The sequence below is a fragment of the Bacillus sp. S14(2024) genome, assembly GCF_050473785.1.
GTDB classification, from domain to species: domain Bacteria; phylum Bacillota; class Bacilli; order Bacillales; family Bacillaceae_G; genus Bacillus_A; species Bacillus_A yunxiaonensis.
In genome coordinates, this window is the sequence record NZ_JBFLUP010000006.1 from 2,536,511 (window position 1) to 2,561,569 (window position 25,059).

The following is a 25,059-nucleotide window of genomic DNA, read 5'->3' on the forward strand; positions in this document are numbered from 1 at the left end:
TAGACACCTCATACATACAATTAGCTTTCGTGCTATATTTGTGATCATAATTTTCAAAGTGCCCATAATAAAGTGAATGAAAATATAGAAACGAACTGTTTTTATACATCCCAATGTCTATATTTATTTACCTCACTCTTTTTTCTAAATATATCTTCTAAGTCAATATCGAGTTTGTTAGCAAGATCAAAAAGATTCCACACCACATCGTATATTTCAAAACCTAACTGTTCCTTTAGTTCATTAATATTATCAGAATCCGGCTTGGAAGAGATTTTTAAGACTTCTTGAGCGACCTCTCCAATTTCTGTAACCAAAAATAAGGTTCTTTCTTCAATCGTTGAGTTCTCAAAACCTTTATTTTTACTAAACTCTCTAACCTCTCTTTGTAATGCAGATATTTTCACTTTGCCAACCCTCCCTATTTTGAAACTATTCAAAATCTGTTTTGGAATTTAACTGTTCTTCTTGTACTAGCTAATAATAGAACATTTATTGTAAATTGAAACCTCAACATCTTATTACTCTTCTTCAAATAACTTCAACTCTTTCTCCACAAACTCCATTAACTCTTTAATCGTTTGCGACGAAAAATCAAAACGAATGCCTGCTGCTTCATACACTTCTTTTACTGATCTTGTACTTCCTAAAGATAGCGCCTTTTTATAATTAATTAAAGCTTGTTTTCGATTCTCTTTATATTGTTTATACATCTGTAAGGCACCTATTTGTGCAATTGCGTACTCAATATAGTAAAAAGGAACTTCAAAAATATGTAAAATAGACAGCCATTTTGTCGCTAACCAGTTTTCATAACCTTCCCAGCTCACAAAGTTAGAGTCATATGTTCTTGCAAGTTCTTGAAACTTTTCCTTTCTTTCCACATGCGTATGATTTGGATTTTCATACATCCAATGCTGAAATTGATCAACTACGATAATAATAGGTAAATACTCTACCATTAACCTAAGCTGCTCACGCTTTGCCCTGTTAAAATCAGCTTTATTTGTATAGAATGTATCCCAATACTCCATTGTCAGGAGTTCCATTGTTGTACTCGCCAATTCTGCTGATTCCATCGGTACATTTCGATATTGTTGAATTTCAATATCTTTTATAAGCTCATTATGAATGCAATGACCCATTTCATGTAAAAGCACCACTACATCATCTTGGGTGTTGCAACAATTCATAAAAATAAATGATTGTTTAGAAGTAGGTAAGTATTCACAAAAACCACCTGGAGCTTTCCCTTTACGGCTCTCTAAATCTAAGAGATTATTCTCATTCATCTCCTGCAGTAATGCTGAAAAACGCGGATCAACATTTTCTAAAATATGAAAACTTTCTTTTACTAGCTCGTCTACACTTTGTACCGGCTGTAACGGTTTCTCATTTGTCGGAACAGCTCTTACATCCCAAGGTCTAAAAGTATTTACTCCCAAAGTTTTTTGTTGTTTTTCTTGAAATTTCTTCTGTAACGGGATAACATACTGACGCATTGCTTCTGCTAATTCAAAACAGTCTGCTGCTGTATAATCAAAGCGTTCATATTTTTTAAACATGTAGTCACGATAATTTTGTAAACCTACATTTCGAGCTTTTTGATGTCGCAACGCAATTAACTTATCCATAATGAGTTGCAGATCCTCTTCTACCGATAATACGCTTTCTTGAATAAGAGTCATCGCATTTTTTCTAACAGTACGCTCAGAATCTTGAAGATACACCTGCATGTCGCTTAACGGCTTTTCTTCTCCTTCCCACATTACTGTTAAGTTACCTGTAATCTCGAAATACTTTGTTACTAACTCATCCTCTTCAATTTCTAAAGCTATATTTTTCTCATTGAACAAACTAATCGCATTTTCTATTTTTTTATTCAGTAAACCGAAATATTCAGGATCTAGTTGCAAACGAAATGGAGATTCATAGTATTTATTGTCTATTAAGCTTTTGTAGTGTTTCACTAATGGCTGCACATGTTTTTGATCAAAATCATATGCTTCTTTCACTTGTTGGTTATAAGTATTGCATTGAAATTGAATATAATGTTGTTTTAGTTGTTCATCCACTTCATCTAACAATCTAGACTGATGCCGCAACCAATCCTCAAGTTCCTTGCTACTTTGAATTTGTGCTTGTAGCAACTCTTCAAATTGCGATTGTAACACTTTCAAATCACTAATAACAAAATATTCAGTATTATCCATGTACAAGACGCCCTTTCATACAATATTCTTCGCAACAAGTTTCAAATGCTCGGCAGGAATAATTTGTTTCACTGTTTCCTGTAAATCCTCTGCCATCACTTCTTCAATATGTTCCAAGGCTACTTCTAATATACTGCATTCCATTGTTTCAATATTAAGCAAAGAATAATGGTCATTTTTCTTAATCACTAAATATCTATGATTTTCTGTCACTAGCAAAGCACCCAACTGAATTCCTAGTACTCTGTTATCTTCAAAATTCATGTACAATCCTCCCATCTATAAGTATTTTACAATAAAAGGATATTGGAAGATACAAAAATAAATAGATGTTTTACAACCGCTAATTGTCCCAAATAAAAAAACACCTCTCATTTCGAGAGGTGTTTACTATTAAGATACTAAATCTTCTCCAATAATTTTTACTTCTGTTTCTAATTCTACGTTAAATTTAGATTTGACCGTTTCCTGTACATATCGGATAAGTTTTACATAATCACTCGCTGTAGCTTCGTCTATATTCACCATAAATCCAGCATGCTTAGTAGATACTTGGGCACCTCCTATTTGTTTTCCTTGTAAGCCACTATCTTGAATTAACTTCCCAGCAAACATACCTGGAGGACGTTTAAAAACACTGCCACAAGAAGGATATTCTAATGGTTGTTTTGATTCACGCAAAAATGTCAATTCATCCATTTTTTCTTTGATTTTATTGTATTCACCTTCTTGTAAATCAAATGTCGCTTCTAACACAAGATATCCTTTTCTAGAAATGGCACTGCTTCTGTATTCTAATTCTAAATCATTTTGATTTAAATTAAGAATTTCACCATCTCTAGTTAAAACTAATACACTTTCAATAACATGTGATACTTCGCCACCATATGCTCCCGCATTCATATATACTGCTCCGCCAACTGTTCCTGGAATGCCACAAGCAAACTCTAATCCAGTTAGATGATTTTTCAATGCAAATCTAGAAGTATCAATAATAGTTGCTCCGCTTTGAACAATTATCTTATTATCTTTCAATGCGATATTAGTTAATTTAGTTAAATTCAGAACAATCCCTCTAATACCGCCATCTTTAATAATTAAGTTTGAACCATTACCTAAAATAGTAAAATCAATATTATTTTGATTTGCATATTTTATTACATCTTGTACCTCTTGATACGTAGTAGGTAAAACAAAATAATCCGCATTTCCACCCGTTTTAGTGAAAGTGTATCGTTTTAACGGTTCATCTTTTTTAACTTTATTATCATCTAATATGTTCAATAAATCGTTGTATACTTTATCCATTTTCATAACCTCTTTACTAAGAATCTTTCCTAGTCCATTATAATGTATTTAGTTTCAAAAAAACACAATAATAAAAACTACCTATTTATAAAATAGATAGTTTTCACTTTGTTGAAAAAGTCATTTGTCAACAAATAAACGACTTTTTCTATAAACTTTACTTCTCTAAATTTTGGTTTTCGCTGGTCAAAAGTTACTTATTTTTGAATAAAACACCATGTTTTATCCTGAAAAATCATTTAAATTTACAACAAGATTGTTAAAAATTCACTTGACGGATTTGTTTTTGGGGATTTATAACTTACCAAGTATCAGCATGGCTATATTGAATAATTTGAGTTGCTTGTTCTGATTGTGAAGGGAATGTTAATCCGAAAGATATAATTGCAAAAAGAGATAGTCCCATTATAATTCCTGTAAGTCTTTTCATTATTTTAACGCTCCTTTTTCAAAAGTTTTTTCTTTAGCTTGGTGACTAAGATAAAAGTATTCACTTGCCTTATAATGATTATCTTCCTCATAAAACTTAATTGCTAATTTTTCAGTGTATTCTTGGGTATAGTTGAATAACTTTTCTTTATCAAAATACGGAATCACTTTAAGGATGGTTTCCTCAAGAATTTCAGCTGTTACACCTTTATTCATTAGTTCTAAAATTGAAAAATGATATTGATACTCTTGGTTTTCTATTTGTCTACAAATTGTTAGTCCTCTTTTAATTAGTTCTTCAGCAATGTTTAATTCTCCTAGCTTAAAGTGTTCTCTTGCTTCGAGAAAAATAGCTTTAAAGTGATTAGGAATCTTATGAGTAACTTCGGATAAATGGCGAATAGCCAATGTAGATAAATTTTGACTGGCATATAAAAATCCTAAATTACTACGTACTCTTAAAACCAATAAATCTTCATTTTGTTTGCGTAAGATATTTATTGCTGAATTAAAGCTTTCTTCTGCTTGTGGGAACTGTTTTATATCAACACACGCTGCACCAAAAATGTTATCACAAGCTGCTGTATTATTTTCATAACCAGCCTGTTTAGAAAAGATTTCTCTAGCTTTCATTACATGTTTAATTGCTTCTAATGGTTGATAAGTATGAAGATAAAAATTAGCGATACGATAATTAAATTCAGCCTTCTCAAGCTCATCTAGTACATGTTTTAGTAAAGCTTCAGCTTTTTCATAATAATCTCTAGCTTCATTATTATTTGTTAGAATTGTTGCGTGAATAGCTTTAAAGAAATGATAATAATAGGATAGGAAGTTATCTGTTTGGTTATATAATGAGTCGATTCGTTCAAAGCTTGCTGGAGTAATACTCATACTATCAACTAATACTTTGAAGCGGAAATCAAGAAGAGAGTAATAAAATAATAAATTTGTATCTTCTTTAAGATCCTTCATCAATTCATCAATTTCTATTTTTAATTGTTGTGCTTTTTGGGTATGTTGAGCACGAATTTCTTGATACCAGGTATTTAATAAGTTTGTAAGCTTCTCATTTCCTATAAGCTTGATATTCATAATATCCCCCTTTTCTTCTTTTGTATATTCATATTATCAGAAAAATAACAAAATAAGATGGTAATCTAATTTTATAAAAATTTATCTGAATATTCAATATTTAATAGAGGTGAATATTAGTTCTTAGAACAGCAATTTCAATAATTCCATATTTCGAGGATTTTCTTTTTAAAATTGATAAGTTCATACCAAAAACGCTATTCTTTCCTATGATTCTACAGAAAGAATAGCGTTTTTTTTCATTTGATGAAAGTTTGTTTTATTAGCTTGATAGCGGTGTGGCGGAACCCCATACTCTATCCCTTCACTTCATCCTGCTACTTTTAAAAGTTCTTCCTCTATCTTTCAAAAGGCCTTTATTCTTTACTAGTTCATAACTCTTATCTCTCCTAAATTAGCTGTTAAATTAAATTTATAAAGTTGTTCTCCTGATAATACAGCATCTATTGCACACTTTCTAACCCCGCGTTTGTTTATTTGGACATTAGCCTTTGGTGGAATCTTAATATAAGCGCCAGCTGCACCACATGAACAGTTCAAATCTCCACCTATCTCATTCATTTCCAAATTAATCTTCCCTGAAATAGACTTAACATTAGTATGCTGAATTTTTCTTAATAAACGTATATCTGCAGGACGACTCCCAATCTTTAAATCTAAAGAATCACATAAGACATCATTTACAACCAACTTTGCAGTCTTCGTGTTAACTTGTATTTTTTTACCTTGAAGGCCCTCAAGAGTCAGTTCACCAAGATCTTGATTAATAGCTAGGTATTCCATCATCTCTTCTGGAATACCTATATCTAAATAAACTGATTTTGGAAATCCAATCATAAGAATTGGAGTAATGCGAACTTCTTGTTTTAAAATTAGTCGATTCGCTAGTTGTTCTATCTCTATCCCCTTACAATGTCGTCCTAATGATCCATTAATAACTAATTTTGTTCCTTTTATTGCATGACAAAAAACAATTCCTCCTTTAATTTGAATTTCTATTTTAGTTCTTTCATTTAGCTCAACTGTTTCCTGATAGTTACTCATTGATCTCCCTCCTAAATTAATCTATTTCCATCCGATTCACTCTCTGCATCAATTCAAGAGAAACTAAGATTCCAATAGCAGCAATTATTACTAATATAATGACACTTAACATAGGATTATCATAACCAGATGCCACAGTATTCCCTAAAAGTGCAATTAAGCCGAAAGAAGAAATAATTGTAATAGGAACTGATTTTTTAATAAAACCTATTCTCATAGCAATGAGGGCTACCATACTTGTTATAAAAGCAGTAATTACTATCATTAACAATGTAGAAAAAATATCTTCCTGTGAAAGAGTGTCTGGAACAATAGGAGAAACTTTTTCTGTTAAACTAAAAATAATGATAGGTATGGCACTGCAAATAATCATAGCCACCGTAGTAAAACCACTTACAATAAGTAATTTTACAAGTAAAACTTTCTTCCGATTGACAGGATAAGAAAATAACAATGTCATTTGTTTTCCTTTATATTCTTCAATAATAAAGCGAGTATACATTACAGATGATATAGTTGAAAATACAATCATCCCCATTAAGATAGTAAATTTGTGGATATTAGCATAATTCTGAAATTGAATCTCATTTGTTTGTTGTGCAACAAATGCAACAAAATAGATAAACGCAAGCAAACCAATACTCGAAATAACACTTGCTAAAATAAACGTATTTATTTTATTTTTTCCAATTTCAAGTTGGATTAAATTAAGCATGTACTTTTCCTCCTGACATAATTTTGAAGAAATATGCTTCTAACCCCTTCGGAGATTTTTTCTTTACTTCTTCCAGAAGTGCTTCCTCTACCACTATCCCATTTACAATGACTCCAATTGAATCTACAATGTGTTCCAGTTCACTAAGGATATGACTTGAAATAAGAATGGTCATCCCATAATTTTCAGATAGATCTTTAAATAACACCCTCATTTCTTGAATCCCAAGTGGGTCTAATCCATTTACTGGTTCATCCAGAATTAAAAGTTTAGGTTTATGAATGAATGCACGTGCTATGGCTAATCTTTGTCGCATTCCTAATGAAAATTTAGAAACTGGTTGATCACCTGTTTGAACAAGGCCTACCATTTTTAATACTTTAGAAATCTCCAATCCTTCAGCATTCATATAAGCCAAATGAAATTTCAAATTCTCAGTTGCTGATAAATGCTCATAAAATACAGGAACTTCAATTAAAGTTCCTATACTTTTTAGTATCAAATCGCGCTTTTTCGTTACGTCCATTCCAAAAATTTCAACCTTCCCAGATGTAGGAAGCAATAAGCCTGATAAAATTTTAAATACTGTCGTTTTACCTGCACCATTGGCACCTAAAAATCCATAAACAGTATTAGCTGTTACCGTCATCGTACTTCCTTTAATGACCTCTGAACCATCAAATACTTTTACCAAGTTGTGTGTTTTTACGGCAACATTATTCATTAATACCACCCAGTTCTATATTTGGATAATGATTCATAAGTTCTTTTATTAATTGATCACTTACAATATCAACCCCTAACTGTCTCATCATATGTTGCAAAAACTTTATCCGATTAATCGTTTCTGATTTTTTACGATTAAATAGGATTGGGTTCGTCCAAACATCCATCAAAAGCATAAAAACTTCTGCACATTCATTGGGATATTCCGTTGTAATGGAACCATCTGCTATCCCTTGTTTCATGATTTCTGTAAATATTAACGCTTCTTTATTTACACTTGCTTTTATTCCTTGCACAATAAACTGTGGATTTTTTATTTGGTAATTCAAAATATCATCAATAGAGTGAATGTTTTTATCTGATGCAATTCTTTCTAAAATTTTTGTTAACTTATCCCTACTATTTACTGAATCAATACTATTAACTAATTGCTCCAACATCTCGTAAGTATAATTAAACTGCCGTTCCATGACTGCTTCTAATATATCTTCTTTCGATTTAAAATGATGAAAAATAGCTCCTCTTGACATTCCAAGAGAATCAACAATATCTTGTATGCTCGTTTTATCAAAACCTTTTTCACTAAACAGTGTTGTGGCTACTGTTAGGATTTTTTCAATTGTTTGCTTTGAATCTTTACTTCTCATTTAAAAACCCTCTTTCATTATAAATACCGGACATCGGTATGTTTAGATTAACATTACAATATTTGTATGTCAATATGATATATTAACGAATAGTCTAAATTTTTCAACACAAGGTCTCGCCCTAACACCATCAAGTTAAGAAATTCATTATTTCCTAAGACAACAAATGAACTGGATTCCATAGTCAACTATGAAGAGATAAAATTTTCGTTTTGGGGATACTTCAAAATCTTAGCTTGATGAGTATGTGGTGCTACCCCTTAAAGAAACAGTAAAATGAAAAATATCGGTTCCTTAGGGTAGAGGGAACCGATTGATTTGTGTCTAAATTATGTCCAAACGTACAATTTTCCCGAAATGGTGTTATTAGATCATTTTTAATTAATCTAAGAAAGCAGTAAAAGCAATAACAACTAGTAAAACACCACTAATGAGTGTTCCAAATTGTCCAAGTGTAAATTTTCCAATCTTCACATTAGCTACTTTTTCACCTAATATAACTCCCGTCCACACAGTTATAAAACTAACTTAACACTTTATTTGTCATAGTCTTAATTCCAATTTGTTTCGCAATTGAAATAGCTGTATTGAGATGGTCCCCAGTAATCATTGCAGGCTTCACACCTAATCTATAGACTTCAAGAATACTCTTTTCTACCTCTGGTTTTGGTGGATCAATCTTTCCTACTAACCCACCAAAGATTAATTCCTGCTCTTCTAGTTTGTCAGCATCCCAATTAATAGGGCGATACGCTAAGGCTAATACGCGTAGAGCACTATTTCCAAACTCCGTATTTCTTTGCATGATTCTACTCTTTTGTTCATCATTTAGTGGATACACACATCCATTTTCTTGGTAAAATTTACAACGATCTAGTATTGTTTCTACAGATCTTTTTGAAAACATGGCATATGATGATTGAATTAACGAACGCTGAAGCATGCTCAAAGATAATAGAGTTTAGTATTGAACAAGACATTAGATCCTTTAATTAGCATTTATATCCCCAGCAAAAAAAGCGGTTTCGTAACCGCTTTTTTTAATTTTAAGATGGAGTGTATAACTCAATATATTCTAATCAAGCATATGTACAGCAGGCAGCTTCTTATTATCAAGAACAAATTTCTTTTCATCCACACTTGGGATATTAATGTACATTATATACTGAACTCCATTTCTCAGATTCGTAGTATAGATACCGTTTCTAAAACATTCATTACCAAATAGTTAAAATACCATAAGTGAAATTTTTACACGTTTATTTCTTTTAAAGAATGCAGTAAAAATGCAACCATATATTCGCATGCTTTCTCACAAGCTAACATCTTAAATACTTTTTGTTCTTCTATTGTTTTATCATTCGCTTGATCTGAAGCAGCTTTTAAACAAAGAAATGGCTTTCCATTCACATGACAAACGTAGGAAAATGCAGCAATTTCTTGATCTACTGCAAGTGCTCCGTAAACAGTTTGAAGCAATTCCCTCATTTCTGAACTACGAATACGTTGATCACCTGAAATGAATGTACCATAATGAGAGGTATAAACTAGTTGTAACTTTTTCATTTCTTTTATCAACTGGCTTGGAGGTTGAATACACGCTGTTCTTCCTGTATATAAATCAAACGGATCCGTTCCAGTTCCCGCCCCTGTTACATCATGTTGCATAACTTTAGTGGCAACAACAATATCACCATTTTTCACTTTATTTGATAAACTTCCACAAATCCCTGTCATAAATAGCTGTTCTGGTTGAAATTCACTAATAAGAAGCTGAACACAACTTGCACATTGGACTTTACCAACTCCGGTTATGACAGAAATCAATTCAATCCCGTTCATATTATGAAAATGAAATTCCCAAGCCGCGCGTTTTTCTTTACGATAGCTTGGATAATATTTATGTAAATACGTAAGCTCTGGTTCCCATGCTGCAACAATTGCAATTCGCTTCATAGATAGAATTCCTTTCCTTATATTTTTTTCTTATATGTAGTACATATCTCAGCATAAGCAAACTAAGTTTAGTTGACAATAATATGATTATGTATTCTGTTTTTATAATACAATACGAATTAGTATTGTATTGCAGATTTTTATTTTAATAATATCGTTTAAAAGATTTGTAATATATACACAATCATTTACTTCGCTCTTTGTAACTAATCCCCTTCTTTTTTCGTTACGGCTTATTCATAAATGTCAATTTGCAGGTAGGAGAGTTATCGTAAAATTAGTAAACATTACATTTTTATTTTGAACGCATTTGCAAAGAAAAGGCAAACTTCATTATTTTTTGTATTTAGTAAATTCAACTGTTTCACATAGTAAATCAGTTCAACATAGTACAACTTTCTTATGGAAGAAATAAAAAAAGCCTTGAATGACACTATGATAGGAGTGAGTCATCCAAGGGTGTGAAAAAAATACCCAATTTGAATAATAACAATTAATATTATCCATGTATGGTAAAGCAGCTTTCGTAAATATAAACTGCGAAAAAGTTATCTTTGGAAAGAGGATTTGTCCAATGAAAAAGTAAATACTTTGTACAAAATTTAGTAATTTTAGTGTTTGATTAAGCCAAAGCGTACTTTACTCATTTACTAAATATTATAGACATATCATCAGTGCGTATCTTCCAAATCATATGATCACATCCCTCACCCCAATAATCCTTCAGCAAATAATCAGGCTCTCCAAATTTCTTCTTCCATATCTTCTGTGCATTTGTATATCCACTATCTAAACAAAATTCTTTAATATCTCTATTCAACAGGGTGAGAAACATTACATTTAAAAGTAATGTTCCTATACCACGCCTTTGATATTCTGGAAGTACAAATACAGTTCCTACCTCATATAACTCTTTCAATGCTCTATCTGTGCAAATGTTAATCAATTCACTAGCTGGACCATATTCAATTGTACCGATAACTTTATTACAATTTGTATCCACAGCTATCAAAAAATATCGATTTCTCCCATTGCTATCAAAGTCACATTTCAAGTATTGTTTCTTACTTTCAATCTCTCTTTCTATATCATCAACCAACTCCGATAAACCTTCTCTAGCAAATGTATCTTTAATGGTTGTACTAAAAAATTGGTATAGTTCTTCAATGTCCTCAATTCGTGGTCTCCTTATCTCAACATTACACACCGGAAATCACTCCTAGTTTTCTAAAGTTTTATTTGCAATCTTTATTCTTCGAAATAAAAAATAATCCTTCTCATTACGCTACGTGAAATTTTACATGTAACGTAATGAGGAAATTAAGGGAAATTGTTGATTGAGAAAATGACATGTTGCAACCTCCTTTATTTTTGATTGAATCATTCAGTCAATCATATAAAAAACCAATTTCCAATATTTATTAATATGAGCTCCTCTAACAAAAATTCCTCATCTTAAGCGTTAAGATGAGGAATTTTCATAAAGAATCACACTTCATGAAGCTGTGATTCTTTATAATGTTTTTCTACTCTATATAAGGTAATATCACGTTCTTTATCCCATACCGAATGCCATTCAAATGTTCCTGGTTCAAAAAATAACGGAAACCTTTTTCTAAACCAATCTTGCATTGGTAAAGTTAGCGCATCTTTTATATCCATCCATACTAATTCTCCTTCAGGTGGATCTTCAAGCAGCTTTCCTTCAAAAGATGTTGCCAAATAATTAAACACCATATATCGTAACTTCGTATTTGGCTCACAGAACTCAACTATCCCTTTAAAAATAATATCTTTTACAATTAAACCTGTTTCTTCACGTACTTCTCGAATTGCTCCGTCTACAATACTTTCTGGAAAGTCAACTTTTCCACCTGGAGCAATGTACCCTGGAAACCCCAAACGATCTGGACGATTAATTAACAAAACTTTGTCTCCATCTTGCACCATGCACATCGTTAACATTTTACATTCGAAATCATTCATCAAAAAACTCCTTCTCTTATGTAGATTCGTTGCTAGAGAATACTTTTTGTTTCTTACCTAAATTTTTATTAAGGATATCCTTTATTATTTTTTTCGCGCTAAATACAACGCAACAAACTGTGGTTTTTCAATGATGCCACCATGTTTTTCGATTACGTTATGAATACTATGAAACAATTTTTCTTTTATATCTTTTTGAAGCAGACGATGTACTGACTGTGTATGTATTAATGCAATATAATCATCACTTGTATACGTATCAGTCCACGTATATGTTTTCACAATTAAATCTTGGAACAAATTATGTTTCATTGTAAGACTTTTTCGTTCTTCAATTAGCTCCTCTGGCGTTGGTAACTTGTTAGGGTGTAAATGCGGGGCATATTTTTCATAGCAAGCTCCAATCTCTCGAAAAACATCTGTATTGGGTTGTATGTGATATGTCCAAAAAAATGCCATCGTCCCATGATTTCGTAACAAACTCGCCACTTTCGGATAACCAATTTCAGGATTAATAAAATGAAATGCAGTTGCGGAGAATGCAAGCGAATATTCATTATGCTGGGGAGTCCATTCTTCAAAAGCACCTTGATACACTTGAACGTCTTTTTCATATTTGAATTTATCAGCTGTAAATTGAGCTAATTTCTCTCCAAGCTCAACACAATCAATACATCTATATCCTAATTGAACAAACCCTGCCGTCCCTTTTCCTGTACCGCAGCCAACTTCAAGAACAGGAGAGTCTTTTTTAATTTTCGAATAATTAATAATATCAACAAATAGTTCTCCTGGATATGTCGGCCGTATTTTTTCATATTCGTAGACAATATCATCAAAGGTGTATTTTCTTTCTTCTAAATGGTGATTCATCTCTTCATCCCCCATTACTTTTTTACCTTGAACAATTCCATTTTCCATATAAAATCATCTGCAATTATACCAATATTAGAGTGAAAATTCGTTACTTTCATCCTCTCATATTATAATAATATTTTCTACAAAATAGTGTATATGATGAAAGTAGCAACTTATCAGTGGAATATTTATCGTTAAATAGAAAAACCTGCCGAATTCGATTCGTGGCAGGTTTTTCTATTTATTCTTGGTCAGAAACAAATACCCTATGAGACGCAAAGAAATTTGTCAAATCTCTTCCGGTTGATTTCTCCATAATTTGAATAAAATCTTTTGTTGTACTCACACCAAATTTCTTTTCTTTAAAGTAATCTTTCATCGCTTTGTAAAAGGCTTCATCTCCAAGTTCAAGACGAAGATCATTAACTGTTCTTGAACCGTAACCATAAATCATACTATAATATGCTCCAATTCCGCCTTCTGCAGCACGTTCAGCAAATGTTGAAACAGGATATGAAAGATGATAGTCTCCGACAGGTTCCGCTTTTAGTTGATCAAGTTCATTGCTATAGAGCGCAGCTGCAAAGCTAGCAAATGATTCGTCTAGCCATGGTTCATCGTGCTCGTTATTTCCAATAATGCCGTAAAACCATTGATGCCCAATTTCATGTGCAGTAACATACTTGACCCATTCTTGAGAACGATTGCCAGCGATACTAATCATCGTTAATTGCGGATATTCCATTCCGCCAAACCAGCCTTCCATGCCAACGATATCTAATTCTGGCCATGGATATTCTCCAAAGCGGTCACTGAACAGCTTGATGCTCTCAACCCCTGCCTCAACCATAGAATCAGCATATTTTGCTTGTTCATCTGTATAATACACATTAATTTTTACATTTTTTACTTTCGTTTGTTTTACTTTGTAAGTTGGATCCATTTCTATTGCAAAATCGCGAACTTGTTTAGCTTTATAATGATGCGTTGCTAAATTTCCTGAAATAACTGGTTGACCCGCTTCCGTCCCTGTCGTTGCAATGACCTGGGCTTTATCAGTCGTAAGTGTTACATCAAAATCTCCAGTTAAAGAATAAAAAGATTCTCCATATGGAAAATAAGCATCTACATTCCAGCCCTCTTTATCGTATACTGCCAGAATGGGAAACCAGTTTCCAAGTGAAACCGTGTTTTTATTCCATCCAAAACGATCTTGTTGTTCCGGAACTTGAACGACAAAATCCATCGATACAGTAGATTTTTGATCATTTGGAACTTGAACAGATGAAATATGTACTGCAGTACTATCCACAGTAAATTTTGCTGTTTTCCCATTTACTTTCACATTAGAAACAGACATATTTCCGCCATTTTCTTTAGATGTATCTGCGTTTCCCCATAAGTTAAAATAAAGTTCGTTCAACTGCGTACGAGTATTGTTCGTAAAAGTGACAGTCATTTCCCCTTTAATAGTGTGATTGGTAGAATCATAGTAAACGTTCATTTTATAGTTTGGATTGGTTGGACCGAATATATCTTGTCCTTGCTTATTCATGAATTGTGACTGAAATGGTGTCTTCAGTTGAACAGGAGATGTAACTGCCGGATGGTAGGCTCCTTTTACAGAATAATCCGTTTCTGCAGCACTTACAGTAAATCCAGAAGGACATAATATCCCAGCTACAAGTGTCGAAGCTGTTACCCATTTTGCAGTCTGTTTTACAAAAAAATTCATAAAAATCCCTCCATTTCCATTTTTCACCACACAAATTCGCTATAAATAGTGAAAATCCCTTCAATTTTTATTTAAAATCACTAGAGAAAGTTATCGAGGGAATTTTTAGCACTTTTAAAATCTTTAAAGTGTTTAAGATTCAGAGAAAAAAGGCGGTCTCTTACTTTCGTAAGAAATCCGCCTTTTGCTCATTCTATTACTTTGTACATCTTTTATACTCTAATAATTTCTTTGCCTTTTTCACCATAACTTATATCACCAACATATCCCCCATTCTTTGGATATGTTGGTCTTATATTTTCGTATTCTTCGACAATGTCATCAAAAGCATATTTTCTATCTTCAAAATTCACATCTATTTTTTTATTCCACCGCTTTCTTTTAAAGCTTCTAATTCAGCTATTATTTCATCTACAATAGTTGAAATATCTTTCTTTTCCTGCTTCGCCTGTATTAGTTTATTTGTCTCATACCATTTTCGACCGATAGCAATGCCTATAGGACAATCTTGCTCCCACGTTTGTAATAATCTTTCTACAGAATGACCTCTCCGTAATACAAAATCTGTCTTCAGAACAAATTGTACGATTTCAAGTTCTTTATGTGGGCCTGCAACATTCATATTTTTCCCTTGTAAATAAGCATTTCCATCTTTTAAATCGGTTGCTCCGACCAACCTATCTCTTGCAGCAAAGTGAATATTTCTAATCCCAGACATGACAATAGCACCAAAACATAACGGACATGGTTCCATCGTAGAATACAATTCATATTCCTTTCGCATTGCGTTTGTTTCTAAATTGTTTATTTTTAATATCGCGTTAATTTCCGCGTGAGCAATTTTGTTATTACATATTTCATTCGGCATTGCTTCCGTCTCGTAAACTGTATTTCTCCCTTTTGAAATAATATTTTCACTACCATCTACAATAACGGCACCAATTGGAAATGAACCGTTACAATACGATAACCACGCTTGATTGAAACACTCTTTCCATGGTTTAGATAATGAATTCCACATATTATGCTTCACTCTTTCTTTATAAATTTTTGGTATGTTTGCTTTAAACTTTAATGAAATTTATATTATTTCATCTCAAATAAGAGAAAGCACTTGTTTATATAAATCATCTTTCTCACCTTCAGGTATTCCTTCTATTAATCTTGCTGCCATAATTGGTAGGAACCACGATTCTATGTCTTTCCATGTACCTTTTGATAAAGTTAAATACTCTTTTACATACTCCTCACAAAATACATGGCGCAACGTCATAATACCTTGCTTCACTGGTTCTGGTATACTTGCTGGTAGATGAGCATGTTTTAATATAATGACCGTACGTGCTACATCGGCAAATGGATTACCATAACCTGCCGTCATCCAATCGATAACAATCGGCCCCTGCTCTGAGATTAAAATATTATCAGGATGAAAATCCATATGACACACTGCTTGTTTCGTTGGTAATGCCTCTATATACGATGCAATCTTCTCTTTTTGTTCAAGTGTAAATCGATTACAACAATCTACATGTGAAATTAAAACTTCACGTATATCTGAAATTGCACTAGATTTCACGCTATGAATTTGAAAATGCAATTCAGCAAATCTTTTTGCTTCTTTCTCTACATTCATAGGGTCTTTAGCTAGTTGTTCGGTTAAAGTTACACCATCAATTTTTTCATAAATAATACCCGTTCTATTTTGATCAAATACCTTATTCCCCACTTTAGGAGCTGGTAGTCCAAGATTTTGAATTTCTTGGCTTACAAGAAACTCTTTTTCAATAAGGGATTCATGAATACTGTCATGAAATAGTTTTATAATTTCTTTTTCGTTCCATAAATAAATCTCTGCTGTAATTCCTTCACCTATTTTTCCCTTCACCGATTCTTCCTACTTTCATTATTTTTCTAACTTCTTCTATTTATTTCCTTTCCATAGACTATTTTCCCTTCTTTATTCGACAAAATTCTCTTCATACATAATGATTGTTGCTACAAAATGAAGTAACACGATTGGAGTTTTCCAATTTCAACAAGAGAAAAAAGAAAAATTCTGTTTAAATTAATAGCGGATTTTTGTTCAGTTTGAAAAGTGTTTTCTTTTATCTAAATTACTGATTTGAAATAAATTTTGTAGGATTTTCTCCTTTTCTGTCGAATTTGTTTGATATAAGGAGGGACACTATATGTTTATTAAAGACTTTTTTATTAATCTTTTTATTTTTTCTTTCCTAGTTAGTTCAACTATATTCATCCAAGTGTTTGTAATTAAATCCAATCAGTTCTTTGAAAAAATTTATGGGGCAATCATTGCTGTTATTTTAATGGCCTTTTCTTTTAAATACATGGGGTTTTACTATGATCTTCGAGTTGTCCCTCTCATTTTTTCATTTGTTTACTTTGGTCGTACTGCCGGTTGGATTACGTTACTTAGCATTTTTGTAATGCGTATTATTTATATGGATGGATATTATGGACCGTATATCGTTGCATTATTAGGAACAGGTATTATATTTACTATTTTTAAAACATATTTGAAAAACTTACATCCATTTAAAGCTAGCTTTCTTTATCTAACTTGTTATATAGCTATGATTCGATTGGTAGGCGAATTCTTCATTCCTGCTGTAATATCTAATATTCTTTACATTCAAAGCTTACTATTTATAAGTTTAGGTCTTTTAATCGGACTTTTTCTGATGGAAGCGTATCAAAAATTATATTCGTTAACACAAGAATTATTTAGAATGAATCAAAAATTAGAAAAATCCAAGCAAGAGCTGAAAGATACTGTTCATGAACTTCAAGGAGGGATTTTTAAATTTATTAAAGTAGATACGCACTTTATACATACGATGTGTGACGGACAATTTTATTATCAAAATGGATTTTATTCCGAACAAGTGGTAGGAAAAAGTTTACGTACTATAGATTCTTCCATTATCCCTCCCCATCTCGTTCCTCAATTACTGAAGTATTATGTACAAGCATGGGAAGGGAATGAAGTTATATTTGAAATTCCCTGGCCAGATAATGAAACCATCGCTCTAATCGCACTTAGGCCCATTAAACGAAATGGGAAAGTAACTGAAGTTGTTGGTTCTGCAATTGATATTACAGAAAGAAAAAAAGTGGAGTGCGAATTAAAAACGACCAAAGAATTACTGGAGTCATTTGTAAATAACAACATAGATGCGATTATCATCTCTGATCGAGAAGGACATATTTTACAAGTTAATAAAGCTTTTGAAACGATATTTGGCTGGTCATTACAAGAAGTAATCGGTAAAAAACTTCCTTGTGTACCCGATTTCTTAATGGATGAATCGATAGAAATCATTCGAAATATTCTGTCTGGAAAATCTACAATGACTAGATTAGAGACCATTAAACAACGAAAAAATGGGGATTTAATTGATGTAAGTATAACGATTTCACCTATTCTAGATGTAAGAGGGAATATAATGGCTCTCTCTGCAATATGTAGGGACATTTCCGAAAGAAAACAAGCAGAAAAAGAACGACAGCAATTATATCAACAATTGCAAGAAAGCGAATTGAAATATCGTGTCCTATTTGAACAGGCAGCAGATGCCGTATACGTAGTAGAATTGGATAAAAATCGAACTCCCACTCAATTCATTGAGGTAAACGCGATTGGGTGTGAAAGGTTTAATTTAAGTAGAGATGAAATTGTTAGTACGCCATTTTCTGATCTTGTTTCTACGGATTTTCCCCTTATAAAAAGATTAATAGAAAAAATTAAAAAAGGAGAAGATTCTTTTACTTTGCAAGATGAATATGTTTTTCCTACAGGAAAGAAAATAACGACTGAATTTAGTATTCGTGTATTCAAGTTGAATGGAAAAGAAGTTTTCTTAAGTATTTCTCGAGATATTACCGAACGAATCAAGACGGAAGAATTATTAAGAAAATCGGAAAAACTTGCTGTTGTAGGTCAATTAGCTACAGCAATCGCTCATGAAATTAAAAATCCATTAACTGCAATGAAAGGATTTATGCAATTATTAAAAACAGGGGAAAATAAAACGAATCATCTCTATATAGATATAGTATCATCAGAAATCGATCGAATTGAAAGCATTACGAATGAATTTATGGCAATCGCCAAACCTCAGGCAGTGAAAATTCAGCCTAATGATATAAGTATGTTAATGAATCAAGTTGTCATGCTACTAGAGCCCCAAGCACTCATGAATAATGTACAAATGAAGACAGAAGTTATGTCTACTATTCCAATGATACATTGTGAAGGTAATCAATTAAAACAAGTATTCATTAATATCTTAAAAAACGCCATTGAATCGATGCCAGCGGGAGGCGAAATTGTCATTCAAATTGATAGAGCTGATAATAATCAAATCAATATTCGATTTACTGATCAAGGATGTGGGATCCCGCAAGATCGTATACCATACCTTGGTGAACCTTTTTATAGCATTAAAGAAGAAGGGATTGGCTTAGGATTAATGATTTGTTACAAAATTATTGAAATGCATCAAGGAAAGATATGGATTGAAAGTGAAGTGAATAAAGGAACAACGATAGATGTTACTCTCCCTATCTGTAAATTATAAAACAAATGTTGTTACATTTTAAAATGGATACAAAATTATCTTAGATTGATAGGCATGTTGTTCTCCCCCCTGCTCATCAATCCAACATATTGAAGTGTCCCCAAAACGAAAATTTTATCTCTCCATAGTTGTCTGTGAGAATTAAGCTCATTTTTTCGTTTTGGGGAACAATGAATTCTTAACTTGATGGCAATAAGATCCTGCCAACATTTTGAGATTAAGATAATTAACGTTTGTTAACACTATCCCACTTCTCAATAGCAAGAAAAAAGGCGGCTCCTTATTTTCATAAGAAGTCCGCCTTTTTCTCATTCTATTACATTTTACATCCTTTTATACTTTTACACTATCTTTTCCGTTTTCAGCATAACTCATATCGCCAACAGATTCGACTTTATATTCTCCATCCTTATAGAGAATTTTAGTTACACTTGCATTTTCTAATCCGAGTTTTGTTTTACTGCTATCAAGCATGTCTACTAATGTCATGATCGCAATTCCATGAGATATAACTAAAACGTTACCTCCACCATTTTTGGCAGTCTCTTCACTAATTTTATCAATTTCTTTTTTTATACGAATTGAAAAGGTTTTCCAATCTTCAGCTTGCTTCGTATGGTCTGCTGCTGCAATGAAATTAACAATTTTCTCAATAGATAACTCCAGCAGCATCTCCAATAACTTTCCACATAATTTCATTCTTCTCGCCTTCAAAAATCCCAAAATTCAATTCCCGTATGTCTTTTCTTTGTTCAAATTTTAACTTTGATTGCCCGCTATATTTTAACGTATTTCCGAAAGAAGTCCCCATCTTCAAGCGCGTGACGGACAAAAGCCCAGCGGTAGGGTGGGTTAGACATAGCCTAACTGATTTGTAAGAACTGCCAATTGTTCGTATGGTGTATACGTTCCATATCTGACATCTTCACTTGCTTATAGGATTTAGAAGGATTTTGTATATATTGTCCATGTATATCTTGTACGTATACCATTTTCCCTGTAAATCCTGTCACAAATCCTACTTGTCCAAATACCTTTACTTTATCACCCAAATAGATTCCATCTATATGTGGTGTATTTTTCTTGTTCCGTTTTGCACTTGTATTCTTTGTTTTCCTTCCTTTTCTTGCGGTTGCTTCATGCAGGGAGCGTTTTTTCTTTCTAAATTGCTTAATGCGAAACTCACCGCTTTGATCATATTCTTGTAACCGTTTTGGATTTGTAATCGCAATCGCGTCATGTACATGTGTTTTTGGTAAACGCAACTCTTTTCGCTTCGGTGTGGTGTAACTACCGTACGTAATGTCACAATCTAGGCGTTTCATGATTTGCAAACGCAGTATATTCATAAAAGCAGTCTCTTTATATTGTTTTGGTTTTTTGAAACTGTGTTTGATTTTCCCTTGATGAAATTGTTGATGGCATTCATCGTGCACTGTTACAAGATTATCTGCCATATCTGAACCGCCACTGCATCGTTCAATGATATGATGTGTATGCAAAATACCACCTTTTTTCTTACAAATTTGACAGGTATAATTGTCTCTTGCGAATACATAATATCTCGTATTCCAAAAGCCAAAGGTATCCCCCCGTTGGTATTCTATTCCTTGTATGTCGGGATTTTTTAGCTTTTGTGCATCAAATTTTCCTACTTCGACAATCACTTTTGGAGATGGTAATAACGAGCGAAATATTTCAATCCAATGAATTTGGTTATCCACTCTGCTTTGAATCGATGGTGGCAACCATCCTTTTTTCTTTTTCCGATTGAGAAAACGTGCTTTGCGATATCTTGTTTTTCGTTGTCTTCTACCTCTGCGTAATGTAGCTCTTAGCGTAAGATTTTCTTTGACATCTTGACGTAACTGGGTGGTTCCTTTTGCGAGCACTTTGTCTTCAGTGGTAATCGCAATGCCAATATGCTTTGCACCGCTATCAACACCGATTGTGACGGGTTGCACCGCTTCACCTGTGGCATATTGTAATTGAATTGTAAACGGAGTGTATCCAATAATCGTTGCTTTTCCTTGTTTGAGAAGAAGCCGTGCCTTACGAGGACTGCAAGGCATGAGCGGTTCTCCTCTTACATTCTTGACAAATACACGCATGTTTTGTCCCTCCTAAGAGTTTGTTTCCCTTCGCCAATGTTTGTAGGTGTTGGCAACTTCTCGTGCAAGAAGGCATGTGGTTGACCGTTCCTTCCCAATCAGAACTGTTACAGAGCCACCATAGAGCCAAGAACTAGGGAATCATTCTTGGGTATGCAACCTACGAACGGAGTCCACGAAAGACCGAGGCTAGACAACCAGGGCTTTTTTCAAGCCTCCACTTCAAAACGTGTTAGTGTTGAAGTGGTGGGTAGTTGACCATTGTTTTACCGTGTCTAGTAATATATAACGTAACTATATTATCCTTATTTCCATCTAATATATGACTGTCTTTTTCCATCTTATTCATTTATTTCTCCCCTTTAAAATATTATCTATCTGTTTTAATTACTGGATTTAATGAACATAAAAAAGTAAAGCCAAGCTGTCAAATCCTCTATTGCTTGAGGAGTTTTATAATCAATGCTATTATGCATTCACTTAGAATTATATCACCCCTGAATGTATTGAAATAGGACTAGACTTAACTTATTATTGCGTATATATTACTTCCTCTTTTAAAGGGAATAAGATGACTCGATTGTTACTTCAAAATAAACCTTGATCAAATATGTATTAGCAACAGTTAGTACATTGATAAACTTTAAGAACACGTTTAGAAAAAAGATTAATCATTTTAAATCTAAAATCATTAATCTCCACCTCCATCAAATTTAAATTAAAGCTTTCACCCTATGATAATACAATTCAACTTTAGCAATATTACTGTTGCTTGTTCAATTTAAATGCCTCTTTAGTGCAATAAGAAAAACCGAAATCCCTTCTCTATAAAATTAATAAATTACGGTTCACCTTTTGCATAAACGGTTTAACATTTTTTCAAAACGGTATGGCTTTGTTTCAAACCAACATTGCTACAAGCATTATCATTCAGACACTTCCATTGTAATGATTGAACTAAGTTGTACCCATATAGCTATACTAAGTCCAACCTTTTAACAATAAAAAGAGTGAAATCCTGCATTATCAATACAAGATTTCACTCTTTTTTATAAAACATGTGTGCAATTAATGCTCTATTAAGTTGGATACTGAAACCTCTTGTTCATTCTGTGGTTGATTGAGAGGATAAATTCTAGCTGTTTCATTATTTTCATCTACATTTTGAATGTAGATTTGCACTCCGTTATAGGTTACATTAGCCATAACTGGTGAAGTAGCAATTTCTTGTGCACGTTGTTTATTCATAATTATAACCTCCTTTTTCTTTTAACAATTATAATATTGACTTCAACTCCCTCAAATATTCTTGTTATTTCATAATTAAGTAAAACAGGGAGATAATTTTAAAAGTAGAGTTGTTCAACTAACGGGAGAGATTGTTAAAAAATAGAGGTACATGTAACGCATTACAGAACTTTTTTATTTAATATTCTATATATAATCAACTTTTTTATTTTTTTATAATACATTATTTTCCGTTCCTAATTTAATACTCATAAACACAAATTAAAAAGCAAACTCCCTATATTAAAGAGTTTGCTTTTTAAAAATTATAGTTGTTGTTGAGACTGTAATTTTTGAATATAAGTTACAACCTCAGGATTCACAAGTGAAGATAAATCTCCAAGTTCTTTTCCTAAATACGCTGCTTTAATAACGCGGCGCATCACTTTAGCGTTACGTGTTTTCGGTAAATCTTCAACAACATGAATATCTTTCGGACACAATGCTTTCCCGATATGAGAGTTTACTAGACTCATTAATTCTTTTTTCAGTTCTGGTGTAAACGAAGTGCCCTCGCGTAACACAACAAAGCAATGGCATACTTCACCTTTCACTTCATCTGGAACTCCAATTGCTCCAGCTTCCACGACATCATGATGTTTTACAAGAATCGATTCATACTCCGCAGGTCCAATACGTTTTCCTGCAATATTTAACGTATCGTCGGAACGACCTGTAATGATGTATTGTTCTCCATCATATAATACCCAGTCACCATGTACCCATTTGTTTTCAAAACGGGACCAGTATGTGCTTACATAACGATCATCTTCTTCCCAGAAGCTTTTCGTCATACCAACCCACGGCTTTTCTAGACATAATTCTCCTACCTCATTTTGAACTGGTGCACCATTTTCATCTAATACAACAGCGGCCATTCCTGGCAGCGATGCATTAAAACTAATTGGTGCAATCGGTTTAATAAGGACGTTTCCAAAAATACCGCCAGAAATTTCAGTACCACCAGAATAGTTACAAATTGGTACTTTCCCCTTACAAACTGTTTCAAAGAGCCACATCCATGGATCTGGATTCCATGGTTCTCCCGTGGATCCAATTACTTCTAAACTTTGCAGTGAATGCTCCTCTACCCATGAATCACCTTTTGCCATTAATGAACGAATTAATGTTGGTGAAATACCAAGGTGTGTTACTTTATAACGATCAACCATTTCCCATAGACGATCTGCTTCTGGATAATCAGGCACACCTTCATACATAACCATTGTTGCTCCGTTAATAAGAGAACCAAATAGTAGAAACGGCCCCATCATCCATCCCATATCAGTAATCCATAGTACACGATCACCTTGCTTCACATTCATACCAAAACTAGCATCAAATGCTGCTTTTAATGGAAATCCTGCATGCGTATGCACTGTTCCTTTCGGCTTACCTGTTGTACCAGATGTATAAATAAGCATAAGCGGGTCATCGCTTTTCATCTCTTCTGCATGCGTAAATGGCTTGTCTTTTTCAAGAACATTCCATGAAATATCATAATCATGCGGTGCAAATTCGTTCCCCGCATGACGGACAATCACTACTTTTTCAACACTTGGGCAATGCTCACATGCTTTATCCACTTCATCTTTTAAAGAAACTGTTTTACCACGGCGTGCAAATCCGTCTGCCGTAATAATCATTTTTGATCCTGCTGCTTGTACACGCGTCATAACCGCATCTGAAGCAAACCCAGAAAAAATAGGAGAAATAATTGCACCAATTTTCATCACAGCTAACATTGCAACCACTGTTTCTGGTATCATCGGCATGTAAATTGTTACACGATCCCCTTTTTCAATTCCTAAATGCTTTAGACCATTTGCAACGCGGCTTACCCAATGATCTAACTCTTCATATGTAAAAGATTTTGATGTTCCATTTTCTCCTTCCCAAATGAGAGCCTTTTGTGTTTTCGTATCATCTTCTGCAATCCAGCGAGACAGTGCAGATTCTACGACATTACAAGTTCCATCCACATACCACTGCGCAAATGGAATACCGTTTGCCAAATCTAACACTTCAGTATACGGACGCATCCATTGGTAGCCTACCGCTCGCTCTGCTTCTCCCCAAAACCATGCTGTATCTTCGATAGACTTTTTATAAAATGTTTCATAATCATCATAGCCCAGTGATTGCATCCACTGATATAAGCGTGTTTTTGCTTTATATTCGTCTGTTGGAAACCAAACTGCTTGCTTCACTATTTTTCCCCTCCTTATTTTTTGAAAAAGAAAGCCCTTCAAAAGGGCTATTTATCTTGCTCACATAGACAAACAAAGCATTGCCTATTACGAACTTGATTCATTCTATTTACCAGCAATGGATGATAAGAGGCT

Annotated in this window: 23 protein-coding genes and 3 pseudogenes; 1 reads left to right on the top strand and 25 read right to left on the bottom strand. The window is 33.3% G+C overall.

What is annotated here, in order from left to right; translation table 11 throughout:
- Positions 1–101: 101 nt before the first annotated feature.
- The 20 genes and pseudogenes from AB1279_RS13160 to AB1279_RS13255 all read right to left on the bottom strand — a co-directional run bounded on the left by AB1279_RS13160 (position 102) and on the right by AB1279_RS13255 (position 16,600).
- On the bottom strand, positions 102–407 hold the full coding sequence (locus AB1279_RS13160) for a MazG nucleotide pyrophosphohydrolase domain-containing protein (RefSeq protein WP_429759240.1): 306 nt from the start codon (positions 405–407) through the stop codon (positions 102–104).
- A gap of 114 nt (positions 408–521) precedes the next feature.
- Positions 522–2,213, bottom strand: a complete 1,692-nt coding sequence (locus AB1279_RS13165) for a M3 family oligoendopeptidase (RefSeq protein WP_429759241.1) — start codon at positions 2,211–2,213, stop codon at positions 522–524.
- A 15-nt stretch (positions 2,214–2,228) separates the two neighbouring features.
- Complete coding sequence (locus AB1279_RS13170) at positions 2,229–2,477, bottom strand: hypothetical protein (RefSeq protein WP_336480577.1); 249 nt, start codon at positions 2,475–2,477, stop codon at positions 2,229–2,231.
- Positions 2,478–2,606: 129 nt separating this feature from the next.
- Complete coding sequence (gene murB / locus AB1279_RS13175; RefSeq protein ID WP_429759243.1) at positions 2,607–3,527, bottom strand: UDP-N-acetylmuramate dehydrogenase; 921 nt, start codon at positions 3,525–3,527, stop codon at positions 2,607–2,609.
- A 295-nt stretch (positions 3,528–3,822) separates the two neighbouring features.
- Positions 3,823–3,951 (bottom strand): Phr family secreted Rap phosphatase inhibitor, encoded by a 129-nt coding sequence (locus tag AB1279_RS13180; RefSeq protein WP_429759245.1) that lies wholly within the window; start codon positions 3,949–3,951, stop codon positions 3,823–3,825.
- A complete protein-coding gene (locus AB1279_RS13185) occupies positions 3,951–5,045 on the bottom strand; it encodes a hypothetical protein (RefSeq protein ID WP_429759246.1) in 1,095 nt (364 codons plus the stop codon). The genes AB1279_RS13180 and AB1279_RS13185 overlap by 1 nt, the downstream gene beginning before the upstream one ends.
- A gap of 366 nt (positions 5,046–5,411) precedes the next feature.
- On the bottom strand, positions 5,412–6,089 hold the full coding sequence (locus AB1279_RS13190) for a hypothetical protein (protein WP_429749881.1): 678 nt from the start codon (positions 6,087–6,089) through the stop codon (positions 5,412–5,414).
- Positions 6,090–6,105: 16 nt separating this feature from the next.
- Positions 6,106–6,804 (bottom strand): ABC transporter permease, encoded by a 699-nt coding sequence (locus AB1279_RS13195; protein WP_429759247.1) that lies wholly within the window; start codon positions 6,802–6,804, stop codon positions 6,106–6,108.
- Positions 6,797–7,528 (bottom strand): ABC transporter ATP-binding protein, encoded by a 732-nt coding sequence (locus AB1279_RS13200; protein ID WP_429759248.1) that lies wholly within the window; start codon positions 7,526–7,528, stop codon positions 6,797–6,799. Before AB1279_RS13200 ends, AB1279_RS13195 begins: the two co-directional genes overlap by 8 nt.
- Positions 7,521–8,177: a TetR/AcrR family transcriptional regulator gene (locus AB1279_RS13205; protein WP_265960221.1), complete on the bottom strand. Its 657-nt coding sequence runs from the start codon at positions 8,175–8,177 to the stop codon at positions 7,521–7,523. Before AB1279_RS13205 ends, AB1279_RS13200 begins: the two co-directional genes overlap by 8 nt.
- Positions 8,178–8,558: 381 nt before the next feature.
- Positions 8,559–8,702, bottom strand: a pseudogene (locus tag AB1279_RS13210) (sporulation membrane protein YtaF); the annotation flags it as partial.
- A complete protein-coding gene (locus AB1279_RS13215; RefSeq protein WP_429759249.1) occupies positions 8,701–8,982 on the bottom strand; it encodes a hypothetical protein in 282 nt (93 codons plus the stop codon). The gene AB1279_RS13215 and the pseudogene AB1279_RS13210, both read right to left, overlap by 2 nt.
- Positions 8,983–9,428: 446 nt before the next feature.
- Positions 9,429–10,133 carry a 5'-methylthioadenosine/S-adenosylhomocysteine nucleosidase gene (gene mtnN / locus AB1279_RS13220; RefSeq protein ID WP_429759251.1) on the bottom strand — a complete coding sequence of 235 codons (705 nt, stop codon included), beginning with the start codon at positions 10,131–10,133 and terminating at the stop codon, positions 9,429–9,431.
- 643 nt (positions 10,134–10,776) lie between these two features.
- Positions 10,777–11,340 (bottom strand): N-acetyltransferase family protein, encoded by a 564-nt coding sequence (locus AB1279_RS13225; RefSeq protein ID WP_429759252.1) that lies wholly within the window; start codon positions 11,338–11,340, stop codon positions 10,777–10,779.
- 281 nt (positions 11,341–11,621) lie between these two features.
- Positions 11,622–12,119, bottom strand: coding sequence for an 8-oxo-dGTP diphosphatase (locus AB1279_RS13230; protein WP_429759254.1), 498 nt, complete (start codon positions 12,117–12,119; stop codon positions 11,622–11,624).
- A gap of 84 nt (positions 12,120–12,203) precedes the next feature.
- A complete protein-coding gene (locus AB1279_RS13235; protein ID WP_429759255.1) occupies positions 12,204–13,040 on the bottom strand; it encodes a methyltransferase domain-containing protein in 837 nt (278 codons plus the stop codon).
- Positions 13,041–13,218: 178 nt separating this feature from the next.
- Positions 13,219–14,712: a M1 family metallopeptidase gene (locus AB1279_RS13240; RefSeq protein ID WP_429759256.1), complete on the bottom strand. Its 1,494-nt coding sequence runs from the start codon at positions 14,710–14,712 to the stop codon at positions 13,219–13,221.
- A gap of 212 nt (positions 14,713–14,924) precedes the next feature.
- A complete protein-coding gene (locus tag AB1279_RS13245) occupies positions 14,925–15,065 on the bottom strand; it encodes a hypothetical protein (RefSeq protein ID WP_429749910.1) in 141 nt (46 codons plus the stop codon).
- 2 nt (positions 15,066–15,067) lie between these two features.
- Positions 15,068–15,733 carry a nucleoside deaminase gene (locus AB1279_RS13250; RefSeq protein ID WP_429759258.1) on the bottom strand — a complete coding sequence of 222 codons (666 nt, stop codon included), beginning with the start codon at positions 15,731–15,733 and terminating at the stop codon, positions 15,068–15,070.
- A gap of 75 nt (positions 15,734–15,808) precedes the next feature.
- Positions 15,809–16,600, bottom strand: a complete 792-nt coding sequence (locus AB1279_RS13255; protein WP_429759260.1) for a phosphotransferase family protein — start codon at positions 16,598–16,600, stop codon at positions 15,809–15,811.
- A 304-nt stretch (positions 16,601–16,904) separates the two neighbouring features.
- Between AB1279_RS13255 and AB1279_RS13260 the strand changes: the two genes are divergently transcribed.
- Positions 16,905–19,316 carry a PAS domain S-box protein gene (locus AB1279_RS13260; RefSeq protein WP_429759261.1) on the top strand — a complete coding sequence of 804 codons (2,412 nt, stop codon included), beginning with the start codon at positions 16,905–16,907 and terminating at the stop codon, positions 19,314–19,316.
- Between the two features lie 333 nt (positions 19,317–19,649).
- On the opposite strand, the pseudogene AB1279_RS13265 reads toward AB1279_RS13260, so the two are convergent.
- From AB1279_RS13265 to AB1279_RS13285, 5 genes and pseudogenes are all read right to left on the bottom strand, one after another.
- Positions 19,650–20,103: pseudogene (locus AB1279_RS13265) on the bottom strand (histidine phosphatase family protein); the annotation flags it as partial.
- A 76-nt stretch (positions 20,104–20,179) separates the two neighbouring features.
- Entirely contained in the window at positions 20,180–21,427 is a 1,248-nt protein-coding gene (iscB, locus tag AB1279_RS13270; RefSeq protein WP_429759262.1) for an RNA-guided endonuclease IscB, read from the bottom strand.
- Between the two features lie 253 nt (positions 21,428–21,680).
- Positions 21,681–21,776, bottom strand: a pseudogene (locus AB1279_RS13275) (histidine phosphatase family protein); the annotation flags it as partial.
- Positions 21,777–22,495: 719 nt separating this feature from the next.
- Complete coding sequence (locus tag AB1279_RS13280; protein ID WP_429759264.1) at positions 22,496–22,675, bottom strand: small acid-soluble spore protein H; 180 nt, start codon at positions 22,673–22,675, stop codon at positions 22,496–22,498.
- 305 nt (positions 22,676–22,980) lie between these two features.
- On the bottom strand, positions 22,981–24,924 hold the full coding sequence (locus tag AB1279_RS13285; RefSeq protein ID WP_429759266.1) for an AMP-binding protein: 1,944 nt from the start codon (positions 24,922–24,924) through the stop codon (positions 22,981–22,983).
- Between the last annotated feature and the right edge of the window lie 135 nt (positions 24,925–25,059).

Bases quoted from the DNA above. Each gene is read 5' to 3' on its own strand.
- AB1279_RS13165 (WP_429759241.1), bottom strand. From the start codon at position 2,213: ATGGATAATACTGAATATTTTGTTATTAGTGATTTGAAAGTGTTACAA.
- AB1279_RS13170 (WP_336480577.1), bottom strand. From the start codon at position 2,477: ATGAATTTTGAAGATAACAGAGTACTAGGAATTCAGTTGGGTGCTTTG.
- murB (WP_429759243.1), bottom strand. From the start codon at position 3,527: ATGAAAATGGATAAAGTATACAACGATTTATTGAACATATTAGATGAT.
- AB1279_RS13180 (WP_429759245.1), bottom strand. From the start codon at position 3,951: ATGAAAAGACTTACAGGAATTATAATGGGACTATCTCTTTTTGCAATT.
- AB1279_RS13185 (WP_429759246.1), bottom strand. From the start codon at position 5,045: ATGAATATCAAGCTTATAGGAAATGAGAAGCTTACAAACTTATTAAAT.
- AB1279_RS13190 (WP_429749881.1), bottom strand. From the start codon at position 6,089: ATGAGTAACTATCAGGAAACAGTTGAGCTAAATGAAAGAACTAAAATA.
- AB1279_RS13195 (WP_429759247.1), bottom strand. From the start codon at position 6,804: ATGCTTAATTTAATCCAACTTGAAATTGGAAAAAATAAAATAAATACG.
- AB1279_RS13200 (WP_429759248.1), bottom strand. From the start codon at position 7,528: ATGAATAATGTTGCCGTAAAAACACACAACTTGGTAAAAGTATTTGAT.
- AB1279_RS13205 (WP_265960221.1), bottom strand. From the start codon at position 8,177: ATGAGAAGTAAAGATTCAAAGCAAACAATTGAAAAAATCCTAACAGTA.
- AB1279_RS13215 (WP_429759249.1), bottom strand. From the start codon at position 8,982: ATGCAAAGAAATACGGAGTTTGGAAATAGTGCTCTACGCGTATTAGCC.
- mtnN (WP_429759251.1), bottom strand. From the start codon at position 10,133: ATGAAGCGAATTGCAATTGTTGCAGCATGGGAACCAGAGCTTACGTAT.
- AB1279_RS13230 (WP_429759254.1), bottom strand. From the start codon at position 12,119: ATGAATGATTTCGAATGTAAAATGTTAACGATGTGCATGGTGCAAGAT.
- AB1279_RS13235 (WP_429759255.1), bottom strand. From the start codon at position 13,040: ATGGAAAATGGAATTGTTCAAGGTAAAAAAGTAATGGGGGATGAAGAG.
- AB1279_RS13240 (WP_429759256.1), bottom strand. From the start codon at position 14,712: ATGAATTTTTTTGTAAAACAGACTGCAAAATGGGTAACAGCTTCGACA.
- AB1279_RS13250 (WP_429759258.1), bottom strand. From the start codon at position 15,733: ATGTGGAATTCATTATCTAAACCATGGAAAGAGTGTTTCAATCAAGCG.
- AB1279_RS13260 (WP_429759261.1), top strand. From the start codon at position 16,905: ATGTTTATTAAAGACTTTTTTATTAATCTTTTTATTTTTTCTTTCCTA.
- iscB (WP_429759262.1), bottom strand. From the start codon at position 21,427: ATGCGTGTATTTGTCAAGAATGTAAGAGGAGAACCGCTCATGCCTTGC.
- AB1279_RS13280 (WP_429759264.1), bottom strand. From the start codon at position 22,675: ATGAATAAACAACGTGCACAAGAAATTGCTACTTCACCAGTTATGGCT.